Genomic DNA, 16,257 nt, shown 5'->3' with positions numbered 1-16,257 from the left:
TTGCACGATGAACGAAACGGACATGAAGCTCGTTGTGGTCGGCGCGGCCGGCCGTATGGGCCAGACATTGATCCGGATCATTCACGAGACCGCCGGCGTGCGCCTTCATGCCGCGATCGAGCGGACCGGTTCGCCGTTTATCGGCCGCGATGCCGGCGAGCTTGCCGGTGCCGGCCCGATGGGGGTCGCCGTTACCGACAAGCCGCTCGAAGCCTTCGTCGAGGCCGAAGGCGTCCTCGATTTCACGGCGCCCGCCGCCACGGTGGAATTCGCCGGCCTCGCGGCGCAGGCGCGCATCGTGCACGTCGTCGGCACGACCGGCTGCTCGGCGGATGACGAGGCGAGGATCCGCGCCGCCGCCCGTCACGCCCGCGTCATCAAGTCGGGCAATATGAGCCTGGGTGTCAACCTGCTCGGCGTGCTCACGGAAAAGGCGGCGCGTGCGCTTCCGGCCGGGGGGTGGGACATAGAGATCCTCGAAATGCACCACAAACACAAGGTCGATGCGCCCTCGGGCACGGCGCTGCTTCTCGGCGAAGCGGCGGCCAGGGGGCGCGGCATCGATCTTGCGGATCACTCCGTGCGGGTCCGCGACGGCCACACCGGTGCGCGGCCCGAAGGGTCAATCGGCTTTGCGACGCTCCGCGGCGGCTCCGTCATCGGCGAGCACTCGGTGGTGATTGCCGGAGAGGGTGAAATGGTCACCCTTTCGCACAGTGCGACCGACCGCTCCATCTTCGCCCGCGGCGCCGTCGCTGCCGCCCTCTGGGGGCGGAGCCGGAAGCCAGGCTTCTACTCCATGCTCGACGTTCTCGGGCTCGACTGACATCCGATAATTCACAAAGAGGAAATCGAAATGAGCGGCACCCTCGTCCTTGTCCGGCACGGCCAGAGCGACTGGAACCTGAAGAACCTCTTCACCGGCTGGCGCGATCCCGACCTCACCGAACTCGGCATCGAGGAGGCAAAGGCCGGCGGCAAGGCGCTTGCCGATTACGGCATCAAATTCGACATCGCTTTCACCTCCGTCCTCATCCGGGCCCAGCGTACCTGCCAGCTCGTCCTCGACGCCGTCGGCCAGTCGTCGCTCGAAACGATCCGCGATCAGGCCCTGAACGAGCGCGACTACGGCGACCTCTCCGGTCTCAACAAGGACGATGCGCGGGCGAAATGGGGCGAAGAGCAGGTCCATATCTGGCGCCGCTCCTACGACGTGCCGCCGCCCGGCGGCGAGAGCCTCCGCGACACCGGCGCGCGCGTCTGGCCCTATTACCTGACCGACATCCTGCCGCGCGTGCTTTCGGGCGAGAAGGTGCTCGTCGCCGCCCATGGCAACTCGCTGCGCTCCCTCGTCATGGTGCTGGACAAGCTGACCAAGGAGCAGATCCTCAAGCTCAATCTCGCGACCGGCGTGCCGATGGTCTACAAGCTGAACGCGGATTCGACCGTCGCTTCGAAGGAAGTGCTCGGGGATATGTCCGGGGCGCATTGAGGCACACATCTCTTGCGGGCTGGTGCGGCGGATACTGCTGATGAATGGATCCCGGGATCCCTCGGGAACCCAACCGCCTCAACCGCCCTCGGTCGTCATCCTCGAGATTTGCCCTTTGCAGACCTGGCGGGTTCGAGGGAAGGGATTGCCCCTCAACCGGCTGCCGCCACCTTCTCCCCGCAGGCGGGGAGAAGGGATATGCCGCGCCCGCTCGCTCCCTCGGGCGGGCGGAGAATGCGAGGTTCAGTCGGCGCCGCTTGTCCCTTCGCCCCGCTTGCGGGGAGAAGGTGCCGGCAGGCGGATGAGGGGCAATCTACTGCATGTTTCCTTTAATCGTATCCAATTAAAGGACAAAAACATGCAGCAGATCAAAGTGCTACAGCGATCTTTGCGCGTCTGATAAGACGCGCGGCGCTGGAGGGCAACCCCTCAAGCCTTCCCCGCCTCCCAGCCGAGGATCGCGCGCTTGCGCGTCAATCCCCAGTGATAGCCGGTGAGATCGCCGGTCTTGCCGAGCGCACGATGGCAGGGCACGACGAAGGAGATCGGGTTGCGCCCGACCGCGGCGCCGACCGCACGCGAGGCCGTCGGCTGGCCGAGGTTTTCGGCGATCCTGGAATAGGTCGTGGCCTTGCCGAGCGGAATCTGCAGCAGGGTCTGCCATACGCGGATCTGGAAATCCGAACCGATTAGGAAAATTCGGAGCGGCTCCTCCGCGCACCAGCGGTCGGGGTCGAAAATGCGTGCCGCATAGCGCGCCGTCGCCGCGCTGTCCTCGACATAGGTGGCGTTCGGCCACCGGGCGGCCATGTCTTCGAAGCTCGCGCGCTCCTCGCCCGAATCGGCGAAGGCAAGGCCGGCGAGGCCGCGATCGGTCACCATCACCAGGGCCGTGCCGAAGGGCGAGGGGTGAAAGCCGTAGCGGATGGTGAGGCCGGCGCCGCGCGCCTTCCACTCGCCGGGCGACATGGCCTCATGGGTGACGAAGAGATCGTGCAGCCGGCTCGGACCTGAAAGACCGACCTCGATGCTGGTCTCGAGCAACGGCATGTCCTCCTGGCGCAGGAGGCGCTTGGCGTGATCGAGGGTGACCGCCTGCAGGAAGGCCTTCGGCGAAAGACCGGCCCAACGGGTGAAGACCTTCTGGAGCTGCGTCGGCGACTGGCCGAGGCGCCGGGCGAGCGACTCGAGCGACGGCTGCTCGCGATAATCTTCGGTCAGCATCGCGATCACACGCCGGACCGTGTCGTAGTCGGTGCCTTCCGGGGTGATGTCGGTGGGAATGGATGTAACGACGTTCATGATCATCTCCTTGTGCCACAGATAATCATGCGGGCGATCCTATAACCACCCGATTCTTGTCGGCCGGCCGGCCGGCTCAGCGCGACCTGGCGGTCGCCAGCGCCCGTGCGAAGGCGGCGGCGAAGGTTTCGCGGTCATCGCGGTTGAGGAAGGAGCCGATATCGGTCTGCCGGCCGCCGCCACTTATCTTCATCGACACGATGCCGATCTCCTGATGACGCTTGATGCTGAAGCGCGCCCAGAAGGTGTTGAAGCGGTGTTCGATCATCCTCCCCGACGGCGCGAACTTCCTGACCGAAACGTCGGTGCGCGAAACGCTGACCTCCTCGCGGGCCCGCGCAGCGTGGTAGTTGAGCCAGAAGGCACCGAAGAGCAGGATCAAATCGAGGCCGAAGAAAAAGACGATCGGCCAGGCGCCGATGACCAGAAACACGACGATGTGCATCAGGCTCATGATGCCGGCGATCATCAGTAAAATCTTGAAGCCCCTGTATCCCAGCGAGCGGTAGGGGGTGAGTTCGGCCGCAAAGATCGGCTCGTCATCGATGTTTGGCGCGGCGTTGCCTTTGATCATGACCCTTGACTATAGATGCAGCATGAAAAACGTGAAGCTCAAATCGCCACCACAAGAGCCAAAGCCGGCGAAAGCGACAACGCGCCGCACGGGAGGCCGCACGGGGCCACGCAGTGCCTACCGCACCGCGGAAGTCGAGGAAATCTTCCGCCGCTTTTCGGTGCAGCGTCCGGAGCCGAAGGGCGAGCTCGAGCACGTCAATCCGTTCACGCTCGTCGTGGCGGTCGCTCTCTCGGCGCAGGCGACGGATGCCGGCGTCAACAAGGCGACCCGGCAGCTCTTCGCTGTCGCCGATACGCCGGAGAAGATGCTGGCGCTCGGCGAGGAACGGGTTCGCGACTATATCAAAACGATCGGCCTCTACCGCAACAAGGCGAAAAACGTCATCGCCCTCTCCGAGAAGCTCATCACCGACTTCGGCGGCGAGGTGCCGCGCACGCGCGAGGAGCTCGTGACGCTGCCCGGCGTCGGGCGAAAGACCGCCAATGTCGTGCTCTCCATGGCCTTCGGTCAGCCGACGATGGCCGTCGACACCCATATCTTCCGCATTGCCAACCGCATCCGTCTTGCGCCGGGCAAGACGCCGGACGAGGTGGAAGCGCACCTCCTGCGGGTGATCCCCGAGCACTATCTGTTCCATGCCCATCACTGGTTGATCCTGCACGGCCGTTATGTCTGCAAGGCGCGCCGGCCGGAATGCGAGCGCTGCGTGATAGCGGACCTCTGCAAATCGCCGGAAAAGACCTGCGATATCCCGGCCCCGCTGGTGGAATTGCCGCCGCAGGCGATCTCCGTCGCCGCCAGATCACGATGATTTCAGGTCGGGTCGACCTAAAATCACGGGCGGAAAACCGCACACACTTTTCCTCATCCGATCTCAATCACTTTCCTCATTGAGCGATCAGGCGGTCGATCAGCCTGTCGATGGCGTAGGCATAGTCGGCCCGTGCAGCGCCCGCATCGATCTCGAGCGCAGCGCGGTCGAAGGCGGCGGACAACAGGAATGCCATCGCCTTGACCGTCTTCTCCTCCAGGCGGTGCGGAGCCATGGCGGCGGCGAGGCCTTCCTCCAGCGTTCTGCCGCCATGGGCGGCGTCGAGAGCCGCCATTTCGGTGACGCCCAGCACGGCCGGCCCGTCGAGCAACAGCAGGCGTACCCTGCCCGGAACGGCCATGGCGTCGAAATAGGCCGCCGCTCCTGCAAGCAGTGCCTCGCGGGGTGGGAGGGGAGCACCGGCCAATTGCTCGATCATAGCCGCGACCTCGCGTGCTTCCCGTTCTACGATCGCCCGAAACAGCGCCTTCTTGTCCTCGAAGTGATGATAGAGCGCGCCGCGCGTGAGCCCGGCTGCGGCAACGATGTCCGGCGTCGCGGTTTCGGCGTAGCCCCTGGAGACGAAGAGCGCGCGTGCGGCATCGAGGATCGCCGTGCGGGTTGCATCGGAGCGCTCCCGGTTGGAGCGTCTTGTTTCTCTCTGTTGCATACATGCAGCCTGTATGTTATTGAAGGATACATGCAGATTGTATGTGGTCGAACAACGGAGGGAAAGGATGAAATCCACAAGCTATTATCCGGTGATCATGACGCAGGACGTTCGGCAGACGGCGGACTTCTACGTCAGGCATCTAAGCTTCGAGACGCTTTTCGTAAGCGATTGGTACATGCACCTCCAGTCGACCGAGAACGAACATGTGACGCTCGCGGTCCTCGATTACCGTCATGAGACGGTGCCCGAACGGCACCGGGCGCCGGTGCAGGGCCTGCTCCTGAATTTCGAGGTGGAAGATCCCGATCGGCTCTATACCCAGATGCGTGAAGCGGGCCTGCCCATCCTCAAGCCGATCTGCGACGAAGACTTCGGCCAGCGTCATTTCATCACGGCCGATCCGAACGGCGTGATGATCGACATCATCAAGCCGATCCCGCCGAGCGCCGAGTTCGCCGCCGCCTATGACGCAAAGGCGTTGCCGACGTGATCGTCGGCATCCCCGGAATTTCCGCTGCATGCGGGAGCCTTACTGCATTTGAAAAGACGCATAACGCTGTTGCGTCTTCCAAATGGCCGGAAAACCGCTATTAACGAACACCGGTCACTAAGGAAACCCGGACGGAGTTCATGGCAAAATACGACGTTCTGACGATCGGCAACGCGATCGTCGATATCATTGCGCGCTGCGATGACAGCTTTCTCGAAGAAAACGGCATCATCAAGGGCGCGATGAACCTCATCAATGCCGATCGCGCCGAGTTGCTCTATTCGAGAATGGGACCGGCAGTCGAAGCCTCCGGCGGCAGCGCCGGCAATACGGCGGCAGGCGTCGCGAGCCTCGGCGGCCGCGCCGCCTATTTCGGCAAGGTCGCCGACGACCAGCTCGGCGAAATCTTCACCCATGACATCCGCGCACAGGGCGTCCATTTCCAGACGAAGCCGCTCGACGGCCATCCCCCGACGGCCCGCTCGATGATCTTCGTGACCGAGGACGGCGAGCGCTCGATGAACACCTATCTCGGCGCCTGCGTCGAGCTCGGCCCGGAGGATGTCGAGGACGACGTCGTCGCCCAGTCGAAGGTTACCTATTTCGAAGGCTATCTTTGGGACCCGCCACGCGCCAAGGATGCGATCCGCGAAGCGGCGCGCATCGCCCATGCCCATGGGCGGGAAACGGCGATGACGCTGTCCGACAGTTTCTGCGTGCATCGCTACCGGAGCGAGTTTCTCGAGCTCATGCGCTCGGGCACGGTCGATATCGTCTTCGCCAACCGTCAGGAGGCGCTCGCGCTTTACGAGACCGAGGACTTCGATCGCGCGCTCGAGCTGCTGGCCAGGGACTGCAAGCTTGCGGCGGTCACGCTGAGCGAGGAAGGCTCCGTCGTCGTGCGCGGCGCTGAGCGCGTACGCGTCGGTGCGAGCGTTCTGGAGCAGGTGGTCGACACCACCGGCGCCGGCGATCTCTATGCCGCCGGTTTCCTCTTCGGGTATACCAGCGGCCGCTCGCTCGAGGAGTGCAGCAAGCTCGGCAATCTGGCCGCCGGTATCGTCATTGGCCAGATCGGCCCGCGGCCGCTGGTCTCGCTTGCAACCGCCGCCCGCCAGGCAGCTCTCGTCTGAGGCTCTCGTCCGAGCGACGAATCGAAAGCACGCGTTGATGCTCATCATCTTGGGAGGCTTGCCCGGATCCGGGAAGACGACGATTGCTCGCGCTTTGGCGAAGCGATTACGCGCGGTGCATGTGCGCGTCGATACGATCGAGCAATGCATTCGGGCTTCGGGCGTACCGGGTTCCGTCGTCGGCGCCGCAGGATATGTAACGGCCTACGGGGTGGCTGAAGACAACCTCACGCTCGGCCACACCGTCATCGCGGATTCCGTCAATGGCCTGGGTGTGACGCGAGCCGCCTGGCTCGCGGTAGCAGACCGGTCGGCGGCGCCGGCCATCGAGTTGGAGGTCGTCTGCTCGGACAAGGCGGAACATCGCCGCCGCGCGGAAACCCGGCTTTCCGACGTACCGGGTCTGACGAAACCGACCTGGGAAGAGATCACCGATCGCGTTTACGAAGATTGGGGATCGCGACCCCTCGTCATCGACACCGCGAAGAAGAACCCCGACGAGCTCGTCGCCGATCTTATTTCCAAGCTCGAACGCCAAAAACCAGGGAGCTGACGCCGTCCCGCCCGAAACGCTTACTTGAAGGCCTCGCCGGGATAGGCTCCCCAGATCTCGCTCTGGGCAATCCAGCCTTCGACCCCTTGAGTTTCGGCGTGGCACCAGTCGCCGTTGCATTCGCCGATGTGCAGCATGACGCCTGGTTCGACGCGCGCGACGATCGACGCCGTCCCCTGCGGATCGCGCCGCATGTTGACGAACACACCCTCTCCCTTGCTGCGCATCCACGGGGCCGCCAGCGCCGTGCGGTCGCCGGACAGAAGCGCCTGGTTGACCCAGCCCTCGGTTCCGTCGGCGTCGCGGATACGGCGCCAATTGTCATATTCCTGGATGATCTCGACAGGCACGCCGGATTTGAGATAGCGGAAGGCGACGGCATAGTCGACGCTCGGACCGATTCTCAAGTTCACGCTTTTCGCCTTCAGGCTGACGAAGCGGGGGAGGGGAAGGCCGCTCGGCCCCTTCGCCGCCTGCGCCTGGGCGGTGCCGGCCGTCAAGACCACTCCGAGCAAGGCTGCCATCGTGAGGGTGGAAACTCGTGAAATGAAGTGACGCATGACGAAGCTCATCTTCCGAACGTAAGCAGGACTTGGCGAAAGCCCTTGCGGTGCTGACCGGCCAGGCGCTCGCAAATCCCCGCACTTTTCAAATCCCCGCACGGGGCGGCGACTTTCAATTGTGTTCCCCACCGGGTCTGGTAGAAATTGCGGCTATGGGGAGAACTATCACCCGACTTGGTTAAGGACCCGTCAACGAGGGCGCCGCTCACAGCAATGACAAGCAAGAAAAAGCCAACGGTCTACATCACCCGCAAACTGCCGGATGTCGTCGAAACCAGGATGCGTGAGCTCTTCGACGCGGAGCTGAACATCGATGACACGCCGCGCAGCCAGCCGGAGCTGGTCGCCGCGGTCAAGCGGGCCGACGTGCTCGTGCCGACGGTGACGGACCGGATCGATGCGGCGCTGATCGAGCAGGCCGGGCCGCAGCTGAAGCTGATTGCCGCCTTCTCGAACGGCGTCGACAACATCGATGTGGATGCGGCCGCACGCAAGGGCATAACCGTCACCAACACGCCGAACGTCCTGACCGAGGACACGGCCGACATGACCATGGCGCTGATCCTCGCGGTGCCGCGCCGGCTCGCCGAAGGTGCGCAGGTGCTGACCGACCGCAAGGGGGAGTGGGCAGGCTGGTCTCCCACCTGGATGCTGGGCCGGCGCATTGCCGGCAAACGCATAGGCATCGTCGGCATGGGGAGAATCGGCACCGCCGTCGCCCGCCGTGCCAAGGCCTTCGGGCTTTCGATCCACTATCACAATCGCCACCGCGTCAAACCGGAAACCGAGGAGATGCTGGAAGCGACCTATTGGGACAGCCTCGACCAGATGCTTGCCCGCGTCGACATCGTCTCCGTCAACTGCCCGTCGACTCCGGCGACCTATCATCTGCTCTCGGCCCGGCGGCTGGCGCTGATGCGGCCCGACAGCTACATCGTCAACACCGCGCGCGGCGGCATCATCGACGAGGCGGCGCTGATCAAGAGCCTCCGCGAGGGCAAGATCGCCGGCGCCGGGCTCGACGTCTTCGAGAACGAGCCGTCCGTCAATCCGAAGCTCATCAAGCTTGCCGGCGAGGGAAAGGTCGTGCTCCTGCCGCATATGAGTTCGGCGACGCTCGAAGGCCGCATCGACATGGGCGAGAAGGTGGTGATCAACATCCGCACCTTCTTCGACGGCCATCGCCCGCCGGACAGGGTCCTGCCGGGGCGGGACTAAACCTTTGCGCGTCCGATAGGACGCGCGGCGCTATCGGAAAGGTATCGGAGGACTGCAGTCTCCTCTTACCTCATCCCTGTGACGAGCGCAGGATGAGGTAATCGAACAAGCCGCTGCGGGTATCCCGAATCTCGACAGGCCTTAATGCGCCTCGTCCCAGTTGTGTGCCGCGCGCGCATCGACCTTGAGCGGCACCCTCATGTCGAGCGCGGGCATCGCGGCGTTCTCCATCACCGAGATGATCACCGGAATGGTCCGCTCGATCTCGCCATCCTCCACCTCGAAGATCAGCTCGTCATGGACCTGAAGCAGCATTCGTGCGGAGAGCTTCGCCGCTTCGAGTGCCGGTTCCATCTTCACCATGGCGCGGCGGATGATGTCGGCGGCCGAGCCCTGGATGGGGGCGTTGATCGAAGCGCGCTCGTTGAAGGCGCGCATCGACGGATTGGACGAGCGGATGTCCGGGTAGTGGGCCCGGCGGCCGAAAATCGTCTCGACATAGCCGTTCTCGCGGGCAAAGGCCTTGGTGTTCTCCATATAGTCCCGGATGCCGGGGAAGCGCTCGAAATAGCGTTTGATGTAATCCCCCGCCTCCGAACGCTCGATCGAAAGCTGGTTGGCGAGCCCGAAGGCGGAGATGCCGTAGATGATGCCGAAATTGATCGCCTTGGCGCGGCGGCGGATCTCGCTCGGCATGCCGTCCACCGGCACGCCGAACATTTCGGAAGCTGTCATCGCATGGATGTCGACGCCATCGGCGAAAGCCTGGCGCAGCTGCGGGATGTCGGCCACATGGGCGAGCACTCTCAGCTCGATCTGGCTATAGTCCGCCGAGACAAGCTTGTGTCCCGGCGTTGCCACGAAGGCCGTGCGGATCTTGCGGCCTTCGCCGGTCCTGATCGGAATGTTCTGCAGGTTCGGATCGGAGGAGGAAAGCCGCCCCGTCGTCGTCGCAGCCATTGCAAAGCAGGTGTGGACGCGCTTCGTCTCCGGGTGCACGAAGCCGGGCAGGGCGTCGGTATAGGTCGATTTCAACTTGGTCAGCTGCCGCCAGTCGACGATCTTGCGGGGCAAGTCGTGTCCGGCGGCCGCGAGGTCCTCGAGCACCTGCGCGGAGGTCGACCATTGCCCGGTCTTGGTCTTGGAGCCGCCCGGAAGACCCATCTTGCCGAAGAGAATGTCGCCGAGCTGCTTCGGCGAGCCGATGGTGAATGTCTCGCCGGCGAGGCGATAGATCTCGTCTTCGAGCGCCGCCGCCCCCTGCGCCAGCTCGCCGGAGAGGCGTGACAGAATCTGCCGGTCGACGGTTATGCCGCGTTCCTCCATCCCGGCAAGGACGGAGATCAGCGGCCGCTCCAGCCGCTCGTAGACGCGCGTCAGTCCCTTGGCGGCGAGCCGGGGCTTCAGCACATGCCAAAGCCTCAGCGCGATATCCGCATCCTCCGCCGCATAGGCCGTCGCCTTGTCGATGTCGACGAAGTCGAAGGTGAGCGAAGACCGGCCGGTGCCGGTGACGTCCTTATAGGCGATCGGCGTGTGGCCAAGCCACCGCTCGGCAAGCGAATCCATGCCGTGGGCGCCGTTGCCGGCATCGAGCACATAGGACATCAGCATCGTGTCGTCGAAGCTTCGCATGGCGATGCCATGCCGCTTCATCACGAGGTAGCCGTATTTCAGGTTCTGCCCCACCTTCAGGACGGACGGGTCCTCCAACAGCTCCTTTAGCCGGCTTAAGGTCTCCCGGACCGGAACCTGGCTGTCGACAGGTCCACCCCCCAGGAGGTCGCTGACGCCGCTCTTATGGGCGAGCGGCACGTAGGCCGCCCTGATCCTCGAGCCCGACGGGTCGTTCGCGTAATCGGCGACCGCGAGCGAAAAGCCGACGAGGTCGGCGCGCATGGCGTCGGGCGACGTCGCCTGGGTATCGAAGCCGACGAGCCCCGCCTCGCGGGCGTCTGCGATCCAACGCTCGAGCGTATCGATATCGCGGATCGTGCGATATCCGGAATGGTCGAACGGGGCTTTGCCGAAATAGGCCGCACGCGCCTCGGCGAGGCCGGTGGGCGTCGCGCCGGTCGTATCGGCATCCTGGCCGGAGGAGAGGAACGAGACAGCCGCCCTGGCCGCATTTCCCCTAGGCGGCGTCGCGCTCGATGATTGCGGCGACGGCGGCGGGCCGCCGGCCTCTCCGACGTCTAGATCCGGCCCATGCGCTTGCGCGCCCCATTCGACCGGCACATGAGCCGGTTCGATCGCTTCTGCATCCGTATCCGTCGCCGCTGCGACGCGGCGCGTGAGCGTGGTGAATTCCATCGCCTTCAGGAATGCGATGAGCTTCGGGCCGTCCTGCGAATCGAGCCTGAAGTCCTCGGGCGGAACGTCGAGCGGCGTGTCTTTCTTCAGCGTCACGAGCTCACGCGAAAGGCGCGCCAGATCGGCATTGGCGATGATGGACTCGCGCCGCTTCTGCTGTTTGATCTCGCCGGCCCGCGCAAGCAGCGTGTCCAGATCGCCATACTCTTCGAGGAGCTGGGCTGCCGTCTTCGGCCCTATCCCGGGGATGCCCGGCACGTTGTCGGTCGAATCGCCGGTCATGGCCTGGAGATCGATCATCTTTTCCGGCGGCACGCCCCACTTTTCGATCACGTCCGGAACGGTGATCTGCTTGTCCTTCATGCTGTCGTACATCGACACCTTCGGCGTGACGAGCTGCATGAGGTCCTTGTCGGAGGAAACGATGGTCACGTCGGCGCCCGCCTCCGCGGCAAGCCGCGCATAGGTCGCGATGAGGTCGTCGGCCTCGTAGCCTTCCTTCTCGATGCAGGGCAGGTTGAAGGCGCGGGTGGCGTGGCGGATGAGCCCGAACTGCGGGATCAGATCCTCCGGCGGCGCTGTCCGGTTGGCCTTGTACTGATCGTAGAGCCCGTTGCGGAAGGTCTTCGAGGAATAGTCGAAGATCACGGCCAGATGTGTCGGCGTCACGCCCACGGAGGTGTCGCGCGCGTCGGTCAAAAGCTTCCAGAGCATGTTGCAGAATCCCGCAACCGCATTGACGGGAAGTCCGTCCGACTTGCGGTTGAGCGGCGGGATGGCGTGGAACGCCCGGAAGATGAAGCCCGAGCCGTCGACGAGGAAGAGATGATCACCGTTTTTCATGCGGCCATGGATAGCGCGAGGCAGGGGAAAGGTCCATTGCGCTTTTCCCGCACTACCCTATTAAGTCGAGCGGCAGAGGCCCGCCGGAGCCCTGAAGTTCGGGCGCCGAACACTCACGCAAACGTTACGCATTTGTAATGCGCGATTCGGTCGGCCTATCCTTGAAATGCCACATTTCAATCCACAAATCATGTCGAGCGGCACTCATACAATGCCGTGAGTCTGGTGATTGGCCTGTCCCCCGCCCGCACCAGATGAGGACAAAGGCCTCATCCCCCTCTCCGGGCCTTTGTCCCGCTTTCAAAGAGCCGCCACGGCGCAGCCTCCGCGCCGTGGCGGTTTTTTGTTGCCTTTGCCCGCCAGTCGAAAACGTATCGCCACGCAGTCTCAAATCCCCGTGAAGTCGGCGCAGTTCGGCTTCATTGCAGGCATTGTAACTTGTCTTCGTGCTCCTTCCCGCGTAGGCATAGGCATGGCCTTCAATCGTATGGAATCTGCGACTTACCTGGCCAGCTTGTTGGCGAGGGGTTTCTCGCGCGCCCTGCAGGAGCGCGGTCAGAAACTCGGCTTTGCTCCCGGGCAATTCCCGGTCCTCCTGGAATTATGGTCCGAGGAAGGGCTGACGCAGAGACAGCTTCTCGACCGGCTCGACATCGAGCAGGCAACCATGGCCAATACGCTCGCCCGAATGGAGCGCGACGGCCTTATCGTCCGCCGCAAGCATCCGAACGACAAGCGTTCGCAGCAGATATTCCTGACGGAACGAGCCCGTAAGATGGAGGCGGCCGCGAAGGAGGCTGCTGCAGCAGCGGAGCAGTCGCTGCTTTCCGGCTTTCGCCGCTTCGAGAAAGAACTGATGCTCCAATACATGCGGATGGCGCTCGCGAATACGGCGCGCCACGGCGACGCCTCCTGATTCTCTTCATCTGACAATTTATCGTTGCATCAAAAGTTTTCGCTTAAAGCCGCCGGGTTTCGATTCTAGTTTTGCCGCGAAACCAAAAAGGATTCGCATGATGGCAGATATCACCCCGGTTCTCGAGCGAGCCGACGCAAATCTCTCGCAGAGCCTCGAGCGGCTCTTCGACCTCGTCCGCATCAAGTCGATTTCCACCGATCCCGCCTTCAAGGCGGAGTGCCGCAAGGCTGCCGAGTGGCTGGTGGCGGAACTCGGAACGCTTGGGTTCGAAGCCTCGGTGCGCGACACGCCCGGCCATCCGATGGTCGTCGCCCATCACGCTGCCGGGAAGGCGGACGCTCCGCACCTGCTCTTCTACGGCCATTACGATGTACAGCCGGTCGATCCCCTGAACCTCTGGGAGACGCCGCCTTTCGAGCCCTCCCTCAAGGAGGTCGAGCCCGGCCGCAAGATCATTACCGGCCGGGGTACGGCCGACGACAAGGGCCAGTTGATGACCTTCGTCGAGGCAGTGCGCGCCTATAAGGAAGCCCGTGGTGTCTTGCCCTGCCGCATCACCATCCTCTTCGAGGGCGAAGAGGAATCCGGCTCTCCGTCGCTCAAGCCCTTCCTCGAAGCCAATGCCGGGGAACTCAAGGCCGACTACGCGCTTGTCTGCGACACCAGCATGTGGGACCGGGAGACGCCCGCGATTTCGGCAGGCTTGCGGGGCCTCGTCGGCGAGGAGGTCGTCGTCAAGGCGGCGGACCGCGACCTGCACTCCGGTTATTTCGGTGGCGCGGCGGCGAACCCGATCCACATCCTGGCCGAGATTCTCGCCGGCCTTCACGACGAGACCGGCCGCGTGACGCTCGACGATTTCTACGAAGGCGTCGAGGAGACGCCGGCGGAGATCAAGGCTACGTGGGAAACGCTCGGCCAGACCGCCGAGAAATTCCTCGGCGAGATCGGCCTCTCGATCCCTTCCGGCGAAAGGGGCCGCTCCGTGCTCGAACTCACCTGGGCGCGGCCGACCGCGGAGATCAACGGCATCACCGGTGGGTATACCGGCGAAGGATTCAAGACGGTGATCGCCGCGGAAGCCTCCGCCAAGGTTTCGTTCCGCCTCGTCGGCAAGCAGGACCCGGCCAGGATCCGCGAAAGCTTCCGCGCCTATGTGCGCTCGAAAATCCCGGCGGACTGCTCCGTCGAATTTCATGCGCATGGCGGTTCGCCGGCTATTCATCTGCCCTATGATTCGGCGCTGCTGACCACGGCGAAGGCGGCACTTTCGGATGAATGGCCGAAGCCCGCTGTGGTCATCGGCATGGGCGGCTCCATACCGATCGTCGGCGATTTCCAGCGCATGCTCGGCATGGAATCGCTGCTCGTCGGGTTCGGTCTTTCCGACGACCGCATCCACTCGCCCAATGAGAAATACGAGCTCACGTCCTTCCACAAGGGCATCCGCTCGTGGGTCCGCATTCTCGACGCACTCGGCACGCGGTAAGGCATTGCAGGCGGGGGGCTATGGTGAACACCGTTCGGCCATTGTCCACCGCCTTCAGCCCTGAATGACAAATCGCACCCGCTTGACGGATATCAAGTCGACTTTGCTTGACCTGCCTGCCTTGGGATGCTTCCCTTTTTGAAAACAAATCAAAGTGGGAAATGGGCTGTTGGCAAGTGCAAGGATCGGGACACCTCGTCCCGAGCATGTTTCTTTCAATACGCAGAATGGGCATCGCCACCTCGGCAGAACTGCGATGCGCTTGGCGTGCCTCCAACCGGCCGCTGCTGATGGACACGCGCATCGCCGCGACACTTCGCTTGTAAATCGATTTCCGCCGGGGAATCGCGCAGAAGCCCCGGCATGAAACGGCTCAAGGCATATTTCTGGCCCGTCGTCGGGCTGGCGGCGATTTTGATTTCGGTGCGCGCGCTCGTCGATGAACTGCGCGGCCTGTCTCTCAACGAATTCCTGGCGAGCTTCCAGGCCATATCGCTCGAAAGCTGGCTGCTCGCGATCGGTTCGACGCTTGTCGCCTATGCGGCGCTTGCCGCCTATGACCGGCTGGCGCTCGATCATCTCGGCCACCGCATCTCGCTGTGGTTCATCACCCTCTGCTCGTTCACCACCTATGCGCTTTCGCACAATCTCGGCGCCTCTGTCTTTTCCGGCGCGGTGGTGCGCTACCGCGCCTATCGGTCGAAGGGCCTGACGCCCGGAGAGGTGGGCGTGCTCGTCGCCTTCTGCTCCTTCACCTTCACGCTCGGCACGCTGATGCTCTCGGCCATCGTGCTGCTCCTGAGGCCGAATATCATCGAGAGATTTTCGGAGTTCCTGCCGATCGAAATGTCGTTGACGACGGGCTGCCTCATTCTCGCGCTCATCGCGCTCTACGTCCTCGGCAGCCTGGTCGGCATGCGGCCGCTGCGCACGCGCTGGTTCCAGCTGCACTACCCGCGGCCCTCCATCGTGCTGAGGCAATTGATCATCGCCCCCGTCGAGCTCCTGGGCGCTGCCGGCATCATCTATTTCGCGCTGCCGGAAGCCGGCAATCCCGGCTACGTGGTCATTCTGGGCATCTTCCTCGCATCCTTCTCCGCCGCGCTGCTCTCCCATGCGCCGGGCGGCCTCGGTGTGCTTGAATTCGTCTTCATCGCGGCGCTGCCGGAAATGGACCCGGCCGACGTTCTGGCCGCGCTTGCCATTTTCCGGCTGCTCTACCTCCTCGTCCCTTTCGTGATGGCGCTCGTGGTCATCCTCGTCTTCGAGCATTCCCGCTTTCTGGCCGAGCGGGGCGCCAAGGAGCCGTAGGGTTTCGGCGCAGGTTGAAACGTGCACTTCCAGGAAAACCGCTACGCACTCTTCCCGGAATTGCTCGAGGCATCAGGGGACGTTGCAGGTGGCGGGGATCGCCTTCTCGATGGGGCCCTCGGCTTCGTCGAGCCGGGCCGTCTCGATCTGATAGGGCGTGAAGGGCGGCACCTGCAGCGACGGATTGATGATCCTCGTCACGTAACAGCCGGAGAAGAAGCGGGCCTTTCCGCCTTCTTCGATGGATTTGATCGCGACCGGAACGGCAGAATAGATGCTGCCGGCAGCGCCCTCCGTGAGGACCTTGCCGAACTTCGCTTCCACTGACACCGTCTTCGCGTAACCCTCCGCGAAGGCCTTGAATTCGCCGACGGGTTTCGACGCGCCGAAGTAGCCATAGGCCCTGGCATATTCCTTCCGATTGACCGCGTTGTAGAGCGAGCGGACGAGCGCCGCGCCGTCGGAGCGGTCGTCGACATAGGGGAATTCTTCCTGTGCCCTGGCCTCGATACCCTGCGCGGCAAGGGCGGCAAGGGCAATCAGAGCGGTGCAGCGAATCCTCATACTCTC

Annotated in this window: 16 protein-coding genes; 10 read left to right on the top strand and 6 right to left on the bottom strand. The window is 63.6% G+C overall.

From position 1 onward, the window contains the following. The first annotated feature begins 7 nt into the window (after window positions 1-7). Together dapB and M1D43_RS12695 are read left to right on the top strand one after the other, a co-directional pair. On the top strand, window positions 8-826 hold the full coding sequence (gene dapB, locus M1D43_RS12700; protein ID WP_010968395.1) for a 4-hydroxy-tetrahydrodipicolinate reductase: 819 nt from the start codon (window positions 8-10) through the stop codon (window positions 824-826). A 30-nt stretch (window positions 827-856) separates the two neighbouring features. Further along, a complete protein-coding gene (locus tag M1D43_RS12695) occupies window positions 857-1,492 on the top strand; it encodes a 2,3-bisphosphoglycerate-dependent phosphoglycerate mutase (RefSeq protein ID WP_003531941.1) in 636 nt (211 codons plus the stop codon). A gap of 429 nt (window positions 1,493-1,921) precedes the next feature. Here the strand turns inward: M1D43_RS12695 and M1D43_RS12690 are convergent, their stop codons facing one another. Together M1D43_RS12690 and M1D43_RS12685 are read right to left on the bottom strand one after the other, a co-directional pair. After that, entirely contained in the window at window positions 1,922-2,794 is an 873-nt protein-coding gene (locus M1D43_RS12690; protein WP_003531939.1) for a methylated-DNA--[protein]-cysteine S-methyltransferase, read from the bottom strand. Window positions 2,795-2,870: 76 nt separating this feature from the next. Then, window positions 2,871-3,368 (bottom strand): DUF2244 domain-containing protein, encoded by a 498-nt coding sequence (locus M1D43_RS12685; RefSeq protein ID WP_003531937.1) that lies wholly within the window; start codon window positions 3,366-3,368, stop codon window positions 2,871-2,873. A gap of 22 nt (window positions 3,369-3,390) precedes the next feature. Here M1D43_RS12685 and nth point away from each other — a divergent pair, with 22 nt between their 5' ends. Beyond that, window positions 3,391-4,182, top strand: coding sequence for an endonuclease III (gene nth / locus M1D43_RS12680; RefSeq protein ID WP_102903160.1), 792 nt, complete (start codon window positions 3,391-3,393; stop codon window positions 4,180-4,182). A gap of 76 nt (window positions 4,183-4,258) precedes the next feature. On the opposite strand, the gene M1D43_RS12675 is transcribed toward nth, so the two are convergent. Further along, window positions 4,259-4,852: a TetR/AcrR family transcriptional regulator gene (locus M1D43_RS12675; protein ID WP_003531933.1), complete on the bottom strand. Its 594-nt coding sequence runs from the start codon at window positions 4,850-4,852 to the stop codon at window positions 4,259-4,261. Window positions 4,853-4,919: 67 nt separating this feature from the next. Between M1D43_RS12675 and M1D43_RS12670 the strand changes: the two genes are divergently transcribed. The 3 genes from M1D43_RS12670 (at window position 4,920) to M1D43_RS12660 (ending at window position 7,031) form a co-directional block, all read left to right on the top strand. Then, a complete protein-coding gene (locus tag M1D43_RS12670; protein ID WP_153314031.1) occupies window positions 4,920-5,345 on the top strand; it encodes a VOC family protein in 426 nt (141 codons plus the stop codon). A 140-nt stretch (window positions 5,346-5,485) separates the two neighbouring features. Further along, window positions 5,486-6,478 (top strand): adenosine kinase, encoded by a 993-nt coding sequence (locus M1D43_RS12665; RefSeq protein ID WP_010968402.1) that lies wholly within the window; start codon window positions 5,486-5,488, stop codon window positions 6,476-6,478. Between the two features lie 37 nt (window positions 6,479-6,515). Beyond that, complete coding sequence (locus tag M1D43_RS12660; protein ID WP_192923457.1) at window positions 6,516-7,031, top strand: P-loop nucleotide/nucleoside kinase family protein; 516 nt, start codon at window positions 6,516-6,518, stop codon at window positions 7,029-7,031. 20 nt (window positions 7,032-7,051) lie between these two features. Here the strand turns inward: M1D43_RS12660 and M1D43_RS12655 are convergent, their stop codons facing one another. Beyond that, window positions 7,052-7,555 (bottom strand): SH3 domain-containing protein, encoded by a 504-nt coding sequence (locus tag M1D43_RS12655; protein WP_227692134.1) that lies wholly within the window; start codon window positions 7,553-7,555, stop codon window positions 7,052-7,054. A 252-nt stretch (window positions 7,556-7,807) separates the two neighbouring features. Here M1D43_RS12655 and M1D43_RS12650 point away from each other — a divergent pair, with 252 nt between their 5' ends. Next, window positions 7,808-8,812, top strand: a complete 1,005-nt coding sequence (locus tag M1D43_RS12650) for a 2-hydroxyacid dehydrogenase (RefSeq protein ID WP_003531928.1) — start codon at window positions 7,808-7,810, stop codon at window positions 8,810-8,812. A gap of 141 nt (window positions 8,813-8,953) precedes the next feature. Here M1D43_RS12650 and polA read toward each other — a convergent pair whose 3' ends face one another. Continuing rightward, window positions 8,954-11,968 carry a DNA polymerase I gene (polA, locus tag M1D43_RS12645; protein WP_153314032.1) on the bottom strand — a complete coding sequence of 1,005 codons (3,015 nt, stop codon included), beginning with the start codon at window positions 11,966-11,968 and terminating at the stop codon, window positions 8,954-8,956. Between the two features lie 472 nt (window positions 11,969-12,440). Between polA and M1D43_RS12640 the strand changes: the two genes are divergently transcribed. The 3 genes from M1D43_RS12640 to M1D43_RS12630 all read left to right on the top strand — a co-directional run bounded on the left by M1D43_RS12640 (window position 12,441) and on the right by M1D43_RS12630 (window position 15,687). After that, complete coding sequence (locus M1D43_RS12640; protein ID WP_003531925.1) at window positions 12,441-12,884, top strand: MarR family winged helix-turn-helix transcriptional regulator; 444 nt, start codon at window positions 12,441-12,443, stop codon at window positions 12,882-12,884. A 97-nt stretch (window positions 12,885-12,981) separates the two neighbouring features. Then, on the top strand, window positions 12,982-14,376 hold the full coding sequence (locus M1D43_RS12635) for a M20/M25/M40 family metallo-hydrolase (protein WP_153320545.1): 1,395 nt from the start codon (window positions 12,982-12,984) through the stop codon (window positions 14,374-14,376). 363 nt (window positions 14,377-14,739) lie between these two features. Beyond that, a complete protein-coding gene (locus M1D43_RS12630) occupies window positions 14,740-15,687 on the top strand; it encodes a lysylphosphatidylglycerol synthase transmembrane domain-containing protein (protein WP_153314034.1) in 948 nt (315 codons plus the stop codon). Between the two features lie 72 nt (window positions 15,688-15,759). On the opposite strand, the gene M1D43_RS12625 is transcribed toward M1D43_RS12630, so the two are convergent. After that, the gene (locus M1D43_RS12625; protein ID WP_153314035.1) at window positions 15,760-16,251 is read right to left on the bottom strand and encodes a hypothetical protein; all 492 of its coding nucleotides are present in this window, start codon (window positions 16,249-16,251) and stop codon (window positions 15,760-15,762) included. Window positions 16,252-16,257 lie beyond the last annotated feature (6 nt).

The organism is Ensifer sp. R1-3, assembly GCF_056739175.1.
The sequence above is the reverse complement of the archived record's forward strand: the minus strand, read 5'-3'. Positions and strand labels throughout refer to the sequence as shown.